The organism is Paenibacillus sp. 01T422 (genome assembly GCF_056398785.1).
Genome location: NZ_JBFTQB010000206.1, coordinates 1 through 11,993, shown reverse-complemented (window position 1 = coordinate 11,993; position 11,993 = coordinate 1). Strand labels below are relative to the sequence as shown.

At 47.3% G+C, this 11,993-nt stretch carries 11 protein-coding genes and 1 tRNA gene; 7 read left to right on the top strand and 5 right to left on the bottom strand.

Annotation, left to right across the window (positions count from 1 at the left end; all coding sequences use genetic code 11):
• Positions 1-272 precede the first annotated feature (272 nt).
• The 3 genes from AC1DUA_RS13775 to AC1DUA_RS13765 all read left to right on the top strand — a co-directional run bounded on the left by AC1DUA_RS13775 (position 273) and on the right by AC1DUA_RS13765 (position 2,062).
• Positions 273-356, top strand: a tRNA-Leu gene (locus AC1DUA_RS13775).
• Between the two features lie 134 nt (positions 357-490).
• Positions 491-1,309: a DUF695 domain-containing protein gene (locus AC1DUA_RS13770; RefSeq protein WP_477500303.1), complete on the top strand. Its 819-nt coding sequence runs from the start codon at positions 491-493 to the stop codon at positions 1,307-1,309.
• Between the two features lie 99 nt (positions 1,310-1,408).
• Positions 1,409-2,062 carry a Bax inhibitor-1/YccA family protein gene (locus AC1DUA_RS13765; protein ID WP_145662623.1) on the top strand — a complete coding sequence of 218 codons (654 nt, stop codon included), beginning with the start codon at positions 1,409-1,411 and terminating at the stop codon, positions 2,060-2,062.
• A gap of 66 nt (positions 2,063-2,128) precedes the next feature.
• On the opposite strand, the gene AC1DUA_RS13760 is transcribed toward AC1DUA_RS13765, so the two are convergent.
• Entirely contained in the window at positions 2,129-2,335 is a 207-nt protein-coding gene (locus tag AC1DUA_RS13760) for a hypothetical protein (RefSeq protein ID WP_477500302.1), read from the bottom strand.
• A 169-nt stretch (positions 2,336-2,504) separates the two neighbouring features.
• On the opposite strand from AC1DUA_RS13760, the gene AC1DUA_RS13755 reads away from it, so the two are divergent.
• Entirely contained in the window at positions 2,505-2,786 is a 282-nt protein-coding gene (locus AC1DUA_RS13755) for a hypothetical protein (protein ID WP_477500301.1), read from the top strand.
• Between the two features lie 79 nt (positions 2,787-2,865).
• On the top strand, positions 2,866-3,057 hold the full coding sequence (locus tag AC1DUA_RS13750; protein ID WP_157325731.1) for a YqzE family protein: 192 nt from the start codon (positions 2,866-2,868) through the stop codon (positions 3,055-3,057).
• A 68-nt stretch (positions 3,058-3,125) separates the two neighbouring features.
• Here AC1DUA_RS13750 and AC1DUA_RS13745 read toward each other — a convergent pair whose 3' ends face one another.
• From AC1DUA_RS13745 to AC1DUA_RS13735, 3 genes are all read right to left on the bottom strand, one after another.
• Entirely contained in the window at positions 3,126-3,866 is a 741-nt protein-coding gene (locus AC1DUA_RS13745; RefSeq protein ID WP_477500300.1) for a hypothetical protein, read from the bottom strand.
• Between the two features lie 81 nt (positions 3,867-3,947).
• Positions 3,948-4,937: a YqhG family protein gene (locus AC1DUA_RS13740; protein WP_477500299.1), complete on the bottom strand. Its 990-nt coding sequence runs from the start codon at positions 4,935-4,937 to the stop codon at positions 3,948-3,950.
• Complete coding sequence (locus tag AC1DUA_RS13735) at positions 4,934-6,724, bottom strand: DEAD/DEAH box helicase (RefSeq protein WP_477500298.1); 1,791 nt, start codon at positions 6,722-6,724, stop codon at positions 4,934-4,936. Before AC1DUA_RS13735 ends, AC1DUA_RS13740 begins: the two co-directional genes overlap by 4 nt.
• Positions 6,725-6,992: 268 nt before the next feature.
• Between AC1DUA_RS13735 and AC1DUA_RS13730 the strand changes: the two genes are divergently transcribed.
• A complete protein-coding gene (locus AC1DUA_RS13730; protein ID WP_477500297.1) occupies positions 6,993-7,832 on the top strand; it encodes a lipoate--protein ligase family protein in 840 nt (279 codons plus the stop codon).
• 338 nt (positions 7,833-8,170) lie between these two features.
• On the opposite strand, the gene dat is transcribed toward AC1DUA_RS13730, so the two are convergent.
• Positions 8,171-8,998, bottom strand: a complete 828-nt coding sequence (gene dat, locus AC1DUA_RS13725; RefSeq protein ID WP_477500296.1) for a D-amino-acid transaminase — start codon at positions 8,996-8,998, stop codon at positions 8,171-8,173.
• A gap of 346 nt (positions 8,999-9,344) precedes the next feature.
• Between dat and AC1DUA_RS13720 the strand changes: the two genes are divergently transcribed.
• Positions 9,345-11,987 carry an adenosylcobalamin-dependent ribonucleoside-diphosphate reductase gene (locus tag AC1DUA_RS13720; RefSeq protein ID WP_477500295.1) on the top strand — a complete coding sequence of 881 codons (2,643 nt, stop codon included), beginning with the start codon at positions 9,345-9,347 and terminating at the stop codon, positions 11,985-11,987.
• Positions 11,988-11,993 lie beyond the last annotated feature (6 nt).

Sequence of the window (11,993 nt, the reverse complement as noted above, 5' to 3'; positions counted from 1 at the left end):
ACCCAGCGGTAACGCCATCAACGCCAGCTGGATCGTCTTCTTCATTTTTGTAATTTGGATCATGGACAATACCTTCAGCTTCACCTTCTGTGAGATGCCGCTCATTGCCTGTGTATTTGGGTTCGAGAGCTTTGATTTCTTCCTTATCCATCGTCATCCCTCCTTTGGGAATAGGGTTAGGAGCGGGGTACGAATTTATGCATAGATTGTAAAAGTTTCGTTGACGAGCTTTCGAGTCCCATGTTATATTTATTTTTGTCACCATATGATGAGCGATCATGGCGGAATTGGCAGACGCGCACGGTTCAGGTCCGTGTGGGCTTACCCCCGTGGAGGTTCGAGTCCTCTTGATCGCATCAACYGTAACAACCCTTTCAGGTTCTGAAGGGGTTGTTTTTTATTTCCTAGGAAATAATGCTCAGGTGGGTAGGCAGCTAGGACTAAGCCTTATATAATAAAGATTATCTGAAAGGAAATAGGGGGCCATCCTATGGAAGAAGATTGGAATTTGTTTGAACGCATCCGGGATCGGGAGCAGGTTCTAATCTTTATGAACACTGCTTTGAAGCAGAAGGCTCCTTTCATAGGATATGGTCAGAGGATTACGATCGTATTTAACATGTATAGCTTGTGGGACCTCTCGGACAGCTCGACACAAAAGGCGCAGCAAGCATTTTACGAGCTCGAAGACAAGCTCATTTCGCGGATGAAAGATCAGGGATATGCCCTCTATRCAGGGCGGATATCTTCACATAACAAAATGGAAATGTACTTTTATGCCAAGGATGACTGGGACTGGGAGCGGGAAATGAAGCGCATACTGCTGGATTTTCCTAACTTCCGCTATTATTTCTTGATGAATTTAGACACAGACTGGAACTTCTACCTGGAAGAAATGGCGCCTTCACCTTTGGAGGAGCAATGGATGCGCAATGCCAAGATTGCTTACGCACTGAAGCGTCGGGGGGACAATTTGGAGAAGGCCAGGGAGGTTCAGCATTGGCTGCATTTCCCGGATTCAACCCGGATGGATGAGATGAAAAGCAAAGTGGGTCCATTAGGCTACAGGGTTATTGTCTCCGAATTTGATACGACACGGCAGGTGGAGCCATATGTACTTCACTTGAGCAAATTGCACACGCTGGATGTTCCGACCGTTAATGCTATCACCAAAGAATTGTTCGTTCTAGCCACAGAAGTTGGCGGGACTTATGATGGCTGGGGGACGCGTCTTATTCTTAAGTTTCCTGCGAAACTACGAGCTCAATTGAAACGTATATGTGGTAAGATGATTGCCGCATTTAAATAGTTGCCTACTATCTAGGCTTTATAGCGGTTTTCATGAAGATTAGGTATAATGCATAGTATAGATTGTACATGTTTTTTAATTAAAGGAGTTGATAGTTTCATGGATAGAACAGTCACGGTTTCGCATTCAGGCAGTTTTGCTCATGTGCTTCAAACATTTGCCATCTCCCTCTTGGTTTCATTTCTGGGGACGTTGATCGGCGCTATGGTCGTTCCGCCTTCGATGATTATGCTTTTCGTCATTGCTGAAGTGGCCATGCTTGTGGCAGCTATCGTTATTCGAATTCGCGGCAAAAATATCGGATATGGTTTCCTTTATGCGTTTACGGCGATTTCGGGTGTAACGCTATATCCAGTCATCATGGCATACGGGGGTATGCTTGGAGCTAACGTGGTATCGGGTGCATTCTTCGCGACAGCGGCGATTTTTGGCGGACTTGCCTTCTATGCGCACCGTTCACAACGTGATTTCAGCTTCCTCGGCGGCTTTTTGTTCGCTGGAACGATTGGCCTTGTGTTAATGAGCGTCATTGGTATGTTCGTTAACTTTGGTTCTATTACGAACCTGATCTGGTCGATGCTCGGCATTCTAATTTTCAGCGGTTGGGTGCTGTACGATGTGGCTCAATACCGTAATGGGGTATCTTCCGAAGAGGTACCGCTGGCTGCGCTCAATATTTACCTGGACTTCATTAATCTTTTCTTGTACATCTTGCGTTTCTTGGCTTCCATTGTTGGAATTAGCCGAGACTAAGACGTAGACATCATCGCTATGAAAAAAGCACTTTCGAAACCCGCTAGCGGGCTTCGAAGGTGCTTTTTAGTTATGAAAATATGGGATATCCCCGCGAAAACACCGATTAATTTCCAGCAGGGTATGAAGAAGTAAAATGAGCTCAGCATGACTTAGCTGAACTGTGGAAAACGTATCTTCCTGATCGTGGTCACGCAGCTTCAATTCCAGCATGTGGTTGGATTTATCCATGTGGATGTTGAGCTGTTCAGTTAGGAGCATCTCTTCCCACATTCGATGCACCCCTTTCTCTCTAAATTACTTTAATATATGCAGCAGGGACGAGGTTAGAAGCGTGTATGGAGGCTCAAAGCGCTGGACTGATTTTTTTGAAACAAGCACGATTTAAGCCCTCTCTTCATACAATTTAGTGATCCTATATGGGGAGAGAGGAGATTGACCTATGGCGGCTTGCAGTACTTGGACGTATAGAGGGATTTCGTCTTCGGTATTTCGATCGTTACAACAAGTGGGAAAAAGACAGGGTTTCACAATACCTAATGCAGCATCGGGTAAATTCACGATTACTGTGGTAGGCATGAATGTTGGTTTCCAATATGCCTGGGATATGAATGCGCAGACCTTGCTGCTGCAGTGTGATAACAAACCGATGCTGCTCGGCTGCAGCACGATTAAGACATTTGCGGATAAAATTATTGCGGAGAGCGGTGGAAAAGTCAGTTGAATCCATGTGTTCCACCTGTCTTAACCGTTTAAGTCCGGGACTCTCTGGTTACAATAGGGAGAAAAAGGCAGGTGGGTGTATGGCCAAAAGTGATGACTTGGTCAAGTACATAACACAGCAGGTCGTGACGTTTATAGACACGCCCAGAGATGTTCGCCAACAGGCAAAAGCGATGCACAAAGAGCAGCGTGAGCATTGGCAGACACGTTGGTTTGGCATGCTGCCCTTGGCAGCCCGGATGCTGTTTGACCAGTTTAAAACCAAGAAATAAGTTGCCAAAAATCCAAAAAGGCTTCCCTTTTCGTAGAATCGTCTACTTAAGGGGAGTCCTTTTTGGATTTAGTAAATATGACCCATTGCAAGGGCAGCCGGCAATTGAATGTACCTCGCTCCCTCGTGATCCAGTACGAGATAAGATGATCCTTCCTGCCATATTTGATAACCTAATACTGCGAGTGGCAAAGTAACCTGTCCATCGTATAGCTCGGTGACAAAAGTCAGGTTTTTATCAGTCGCAAGAGCACTTTGGAGGTCAGTCAGACCAGTGACAGGAAGCGGTGAGCCGACAATCCAAGGCATCCGTTCATAGGGATCAAACGCTGGATGCATGACGGTACTTGCTTCTTTTAACTCCGTTGTCATAAGGGTATTATCTTCGGTCTGATGCTTGGGTATAGGGTCTTCTTTTAAAGGAAGCACCTCACCGGACTTGGCGTCCACGTAGAACATTTGATTGTTCAGCTTGATTTTCCAAACAGCGGTCAAGCCGTCCATATATAAGCGGTCTTTGGCTATCGTTTCGTTAGCGATAAAATCAGAATAAGTAATCGTTGAAGGTATGAGTTCCTGCTGTACCAAAGAGCGATACAGCGTGGTCAAACTGAAAAGTGGGTGTTTCCCTGTTCCATATTCCGTTAATCGGAAGGAACCATTGTCTACAGCTTGTACGATCATATAGCCGACATCCTCGCCATGATCGGTGAGAATAACAACCCAGCCATGTGTCCCAGGACCAAGCGGGTAGCTGTTCCAAGCTGCGGATTGCCAGTTGTGAAACCCTTCTTCGCGAGTGAGCGCCACCCGCCATTTATTGTAATTCTTATGCTATAAAAAGAATGTTAGAACCTGCAGCGTTAATTTGCGAGGTTTTAGCGACTAGCGTCAGTTCCTAGGCGATCGCCCGGCTGTTAAATGAAACAATCCGCAATTGATGACAGAAACGGCGATACGGGGCTTATGCTGCCAGTCGATTTCTTTGAGACGATTGCGGCATTGCGTTTCGATTTCGTCTCTTTTATCAGGCTCGGCGCTTAGCAAAAGGCCGTTGTAGTAGGATTCGACACGGTCAATCTCGCTGCGGTGCTGCTCGTTCGCCTCGTCTGCCCATCTATGGTCATAAGTGCTGACTTTGCGTTCCAGTGTCGTTTCAAGCAAATTCACGGCTTTGGACAGCGATATCGTATCCGGCAAAATATGACTATTCGCAGGCAGTTTAGGAGAAAGACTTTTGGTCAGCAAATGTTTATGAAAATTCTCGCGAATCTCGCCGTTGTTCAATTGGATGGCAAGGGAATGGATTTCACTTCGCTTGCGGTCGCAGGCGAGTTCAACCTTGTAATTGACGCAAAACCAAGTATCATACACAAGCGCAGCATGATACGTAGCTCCTGTCGGAAAAGGCTCTTCAAATAGATGCACGAATTTCCCGCGTTCCCGGACGATATTGAACATTTGTTCCAGACGTCTGCTGCCAAAAGTGACATCATCCTGTGGCACACGGGCTGTGATCGTCGTCGGAACGAAGCCAAAATAACGTCCGAGAATGCTGTCGGAGGAGCCGTCAGGCGCTTGCTCCTGGTTCGGAACAGCAGGTGTACCTGCATTAGGCGGGCTCTTCACGGCAGTTGGCGCAGCTTTGGACTTGGCTTCGAGCCTCATTTGTTCCGGGTCGAAGACGAATTTATAGGTCATGGTTTCGGCAGGCGTCCCGGTTCGTTCCACGAAGCTCCAGTAATAAGGACGGCCCGTCATTTCCCGATCTGCTTCCGGAGACAGCTTGGCTGTGACATAAGTGGGGCTTTTCTCTAAAATTGTACAATCATAAGCTTCAAGAAATCGCATGACAAAGGTATGAACGTTTCGTTTGTTCATGGTCTGACCTCACCGCTTTGCGCGCCGCCAACGGCATCAAGGATATGTTGAAACTCTGCGCCATATACAGGATTATGTTCAATTTCTTCTTTGATTTCAGTGAAAGAATGACCCAGCTCGTCAATTTTTCTGCGAATATCGTCTCTCGACCCAGCTTCCATTACCATACGGAATAATGATGTTTCAAGAGAGCCTTTCTTCTCGATCTTCTCGAGTATCGTATCGAGCTGCCCAATGACCATCTCAAACATATTGATTTTCTCGTGCAGCAGGGAGATGATGTGCTCTTCAATCGTATTATTTGTGGATAGATTATAGATGTTCACATCATGGGTCTGGCCGAGGCGATGGACACGGCCAATCCGTTGTTCCACGCGCATCGGGTTCCACGGCAGGTCAAAATTAATCATGTTATGGCAAAACTGTAGATTGATTCCCTCGCCGCCTGCTTCCGTTGCAACAAGCACTTGTACGCGGTTGCGGAAGAGATCCATCATCCAATCCTTCTTACCACGGTTCATGCCGCCGCGATAAGGGACTGCTGTAATTTTATGCTCTTTGAGATAGTTGAGCAGATACTCCTGAGAAGCGCGATACTCCGTGAAAATAATGACTTTATCATTAATTTCCTGAACGAGCTTCATGGTCGTTTCCGCTTTGCTATTTGATTTGATGCTGCGGATCAGCTCGACAAGCTCCCATATTTTGGCGCGTGTAGGCGAATCTTCCGCTGTTTTTTTGAACAAATTCACAAGGGTGATGAATACAGCATCCCTGGAGGAGCAAACCTCACGCTGGAGTGTGATGAGAGACAGCATGCTGCTTAAATCGCCAGAACTCTCTGCATACCGCGTGCGGACGAAATTCGTGACGCCATCATAGAGCGCTTGCTCGTCCGGCGAAAGCGTGAGCGGGATGTTCTTCACCACCCGCTTGGTGAAGTGGACACCGCCATCACCTCGGCGATTTCGGATCATTACCTTAGAAAGTTCCTGCTGCAGCTGGAGCTCATTTTTGGGTATCCTTTTGCCAACAACGAAGTTGGACTTAAAGGAGTTGTGGCCTCCAAGCTGACCTGGCTTGAGCAGGGTGATGAGATTATAAAGCTCTTTCAAATCATTTTGAACCGGAGTGGCGGTGAGCAGTAAGCAATATTTTTTGCGCAGCTCATTTACGAAAGTGTAGTTGGTCGTTTTTTTGTTTTTTAGTTTATGCGCTTCGTCGACAATCAGCATGTCGTATTCCAGACCCATCACGATTTCTCGGTGAGGATCGCGTTTGGCTGTATCCATGGAGGCAACGATAATATCGCTTTGCTGCCACATATACGCTTTTTTATGAGCGATGGCCGGGATGCCGAATTTCGTGTTTAATTCACGGACCCATTGCAGCACAAGGGATGCCGGAACCAGGATAAGTGTTTTGCGGACCAAACCGCGGATCATGTATTCTTTTAAAATGAGACCAGCCTCAATCGTTTTCCCGAGTCCAACCTCATCGGCCAAGATGGCTCGACCGCGCATCTCATTGAGCACACGCTTCGCTGTATCGATCTGATGAGCCATAGGCTCAAGCTGCCCCAAATGAGGGAGGCACTGCATTTCATCAAACGTAGAAATAAGCCCCGATTCTTCCGATTCGTAAGCCAGTTGGTACAAGGTCCAATCGTCCCATGGCCCTCCTCCGCGCACACGTTGATCCAGCTCAGTAAACCAGTCCCTCTCAAAGTGCATGTCCAACCGATGATGAATGGGGCGAATGTTCTCTTGCTGTTCATGCTGACGCATAGTTGTGCCCTCCTAAGAGTTTTCGTAAGAAAACTGACTTCGTGAACCTAAGCTGAGTTGTGCTTGCTGTGAAGCACGGGCGCTAAACGCCGAATACGTGTTAGTATGTCCATAAGAGGCGCTTTCATAACTTTTCCATTGTAAAACAGATGAGGCGATCAGGGCGGGGGCCTGGAGAGGGAGAGGAATCGTAACAGAAGGYGATAATGTGGTATGATAGACGTTGTCTTTTGACATGCAATGTAGGAAAGAAAGGGTGAGGGTTTCGATGACAGCATGGCGATTTATACATACGGGAGATCGTTCTCCTRCTGAAAATATGGCTTTAGATGAAGCGATTTTGACCGCACATAGTGAAGGAATGGTTCCTCCTACGGTGCGCTTTTATGGATGGAATCCAGCAACATTGTCGATAGGCTATTTCCAAAAAGCGTCTGAGGTCGATCAGGAGGCTGTGGCTAATGAAGGGATTGGCTTCGTCCGCCGTCCGACAGGAGGCAGAGCGGTTCTGCACGATAAAGAACTGACATACAGCATTATTGTGGCCGAGGATTACCCGGGCATTCCCCGAAATGTGACTGACGCTTACCGCGTCCTGAGCGAAGGGCTGCTTCAAGGTTTCCGTGCGTTAGGACTTAACGCTGAGATGGTGCAGCTTGCAAGCGATGAGGAGAAAGAGAAATATGCATCCGCAGGATCAGCTGCATGCTTCGATTCTCCATCGTGGTATGAGCTTGTGGTTGAGGGGCGTAAAGTTGCTGGCAGCGCACAGGTACGGCAGAAGAATGTCGTGCTGCAGCACGGCTCGATTCTGCTGGATATGGATACGGACCAACTATTCCGTATGCTTCGTTTCTCTAACGAGAAGGTGGCGGAGCGGATGAAGACAAGCTTTTCGAAAAAAGCGGTAGCGATTAACGAGCTGCTGCGGGCACAGGGGAAAGAGGCCGTTACCTTGGGGCAAGTTGAAGAGGCGTTCCGCCGTGAAATTGCTCTGGGGTTAGGCGTGGAGCTGGTTGAGGACTCTTTGACACCGTTTGAGATGGAGTTGACCAATCGTCTTGTGCAGGAGAAGTATGGGACGGATGAGTGGAATCTGCGGCGTTAATGGTGAGGTGCGATGCTTGTTGATCGCGATTGAATCCCTTGCATAAGGTACTTTATGGGAAACTAGAGTAGCTAAGTTAGGGGGAGCTGAACCAGTAAAGTAGGGGAACTAGGGGACGTTATTTAGGAGAAAAGTGGTTGTCGGGTAGCTGAAACGGAACTAGAGGGTCTTATTTCAGCAAAAGAGGGCTAAATCGGACGAAAACTCCGAAATAGCGGACTGGAGTTCCCTTCCGCCGCTCAATTGGTGGATTTCGCTGAAATAACGACCTGGAGTTCCTTTAATAGTGTGTGAGGACTTACAAAACCTAAGGCAGTTGCCTTAGGTTTTTTTGCTGATTAAGCGAACGTACGAACAAACTCCTCTTGCAGCTTACGGGTATACTCTCCGGGTGTGTCGGCTCCAATTGTGTGGCCATCTACCTCCAGAATTGGCGTTATTTCTACCGTTGTTCCTGTGATAAAGGCTTCGTCAGCCGCCAAAAGCTGTGCCGTCGTAAATGCCTCCTCTTTGACCGGTATTTCCAAAACGCTTGCTAATCGCAACACGACTGCCCTGGTGATACCGTGTAAAATCAAATGATTGGCTGGGTGTGTATAAAGCACGCCATCCTTGATCATCATCATGTTAGATGCGCTGCATTCTGTCACCGTACCTTCACGATGCAGCACAACCTCCTGCACACCATGATCAAGCGCAGCTTGTTTGGCCATGACATTGGGCAGCAAATTGAGTGTTTTGAGATCGCATCTTAACCAGCGAATATCGGCCAAAGTAATGGCTTTGATACCGTTATGTATGGCTGCAACAGGTCTTGGCACTTCTGTACAATAGGCGAGCATGATAGGTTCCGCTTGAGAAGGAAATGGATGCGCGCGAGGAGCTTCGCCTCGGGTGATTTGCATATAAACAGTGCCATCGATCAGCTTGTTTTTGTCTACCAGCTCTGTGAGAATTTGTCCGATTCTCTGGATGGTAAAAGGAAGCGTAAGTCGCACTTCATTAGCGGTTCTTTGAAGCCTCTGCATATGCGCACCCTGCTCATAAATTTGTCCTTGATACACTCGAAAAACTTCATAGATGCCATCTCCGAAATAATAACCGCGATCATCGGGCGAGAGCTGAATATCTGCTTTGTTCATAAATTCATTTTTATAAAAATACATGGCTCTAACATCTCCTTAGCGTTTACTTGGGAAGTGAATTTCCAAAAAATAAATAACGAACAAATGTTCTAAAAAAGATCGAGTTGTGGTATCCTAAATACAGGTTAGCAGAGGAATGCGCTAGCGTCAAAAGCAACGAACCGTCTGCTCGCTTTCTATAAAATAAAGAGAGATTTAGAGTAAATTCTAGCTAATGCGATATTTACTTGTTTTATTAAACAAAATTGGTCCTTTGTCCATTCGAAGGTCCATATTTAGTGTTGTATAATGGATTTCTCACACCATATATTGTAATTTTCAATCTAGTTGGAGCTGAATCTGTAGCTAATTGGGAGGGCATTAATCAATGGGGATTTCGCAATCAAGTAAGAGGCTGGAAGGGTTAAGCGAGAAAATATTTTTGGACCGCTATGCACTCAAGAATGCAGATACGAGCTTTGCTAAGGTGGGCGACACCGTGCTCGTATTGACGAAAGATGATCCCAAATTCCCAGCCAAAGAAGTAGGCGAAATCATTAGCCGTGAGGGTGACATCGTTCAAGTAAGGACACGCAGCGGTGAGACGGTCAAATCTGCGGTAGAGAAGCTTACGTTAAACATAGAAAAGACACCAGAAGAAATGTGGGATCGTTTGGCCGGAGCTATGGCTTCCGTGGAAGCGACACCAGAGAAACGTAGTGAATGGACAGAAAAATTCAGATATATTTTAGATGATTGGAAACTTGTACCAGGCGGACGCATTGCGGCAGGCGCGGATGCAAGCGACGAATTAACGCTGTTCAACTGTTATGTCATCCCTTCTCCTCATGATAGTCGTGGTGGCATTATGAGCACACTTTCTGAAATGACGGAAATCATGTCACGCGGCGGCGGAGTTGGTATTAATCTATCTTCCCTTCGTCCACGTCGTTCCGTTGTTAAAGGAGTTAACGGTTCATCAAGCGGCGCAGTATCATGGGGGGGCTTGTTCAGTTATACAACAGGTCTAATCGAACAAGGCGGTAGCCGTCGGGGCGCACTCATGCTGATGATTAATGACTGGCATCCTGATCTGGAAGATTTCATTACAGTGAAATCAACCATGGGGCAAATCACCAATGCCAATCTATCCGTTTGCGTAAGCAATGGCTTTATGAAAGCAGTGAAGGAAGATTTGGAGTGGGAACTTGTCTTCCCGGATACGACGGATCCTGACTATAATGACAAATGGGACGGCAATCTGGAAGCTTGGAAACAGCTTGGCAAAACCGTCAAGCCTTACCGCACAGTAAGAGCTCGTGAGGTGTGGCACACGATTATTGAGTCCGCTTGGAAATCAGCGGAGCCTGGTGTTGTGTTCTTGGAATACTACAACCAAATGTCGAATAGCTGGTATTTCAATCCGATTATTTGCACGAATCCGTGCGGAGAGCAAGGGCTTCCTGCTTGGGGAGTCTGCAACTTATCGGCGATTAACTTATCGAAGTTTTATGATGCGGAGAAACATGATGTCGATTGGGCGGATCTGGCAACGGTTGTTCGTTACTCGACGCGTTTTCTCGATAATGTCATTGACAAAACGCCGTATCACTTTGAAGAGAACCGTGAGAATCAACAGAAGGAACGCCGTGTAGGCCTAGGCTCAATGGGTTTAGCGGAATTAATGATTAAGTTGAAAATTCGTTATGGCAGTCCGGAATCCTTGGTGTTTTTGGACAAAATTTACGGCTTCATGGCAAGAGAAGCTTATCTTGCATCAGCGGAAATTGCCTCTGAGAAGGGATCTTTCCAAGCGTTTATTGCGGATAAATTCCTAGAGAGCGGCTTCATGAAAAATATAACCAAGGTATTCCCGGAAGTTGGCGAGGCTATTAAGATGAACGGCATGCGTAACGTAACGGTCATTACGCAGGCTCCAACCGGAAGTACTGGAACCATGGTTGGGACTTCGACGGGTATTGAGCCTTACTTTGCTTTTGAATATTTCCGCCAAAGCCGCCTGGGCTTCGATAAACAATATGTGCCGATTGCTCAAGAATGGAAAGATGCCAATCCGAATCAGGAATTGCCGGATTACTTCGTAACTTCCATGACCTTGACGGCTGAAGATCATATTCGAGCACAAGCAGCGATCCAGAAGTGGGTTGACAGTTCGATCTCCAAAACAGCGAATTGCCCATCCGATTTCACAGTGGAAGAAACCAAACGCTTGTATGAATTGGCCTTTGATTTGGGCTGTAAAGGCGTTACCATCTACCGTGATGGAAGCCGTGATGTGCAAGTTCTTAGCACAAGCGCTGACAAGATAGAGGAGAAGAAAGTTGAGAAGGCAGAAGCAGCACCTGTTGCTGTAGCTGCGGAGGCTATGAAGGAAGAAGCCAGCTTAACGAATCTCTCAGGTAAGCTTGCGGTTCATGTTGACGCCAAAACAGAGCAAGTTTTCGATAAGCAATATAAGCGCCGTCCGCAAATTTTGCGAGGCGCAACCTATAAAGTGAATACACCATTTGGCATGGCGTATATTACGATTAATGACATGAACGGAACGCCGAGTGAAATCTTCCTCAACGTGGGTAAAGCCGGATCAGACGTTTTTGCGATGTCTGAGGCACTTGGCCGCGTGTGTTCGTTGTTCTTACGCTACGGCGACCACGGGGACAAAGTGAAGCTGCTCGTGAAGCACTTGAAAGGCATTGGCGGCTCCGGCGCCATTGGATTTGGCACGAACCGCGTCGAGTCTATCGCCGATGCGGTTGCCAAAGCGCTCGAGCAGCACGACGAAGTGATGAACGAGCAAGACGACGCGCGGAACTATGTAACCGCGACGAGTGAAGTGCTGGATGCGCCAGCTCCGGCACCGGTGGTTGCTCCAAGCGGGCACTCCGCACATGGCGGCGGCGCAGCTAGCGCCGCGCCGAAGGACTTGTGCCCGTCTTGCGGTTCCGCTTCGCTGATTAACAGCGAAGGGTGTAAGAATTGCGCGAACTGTGGCTACAGTCGCTGCTCGTAGTAGAAC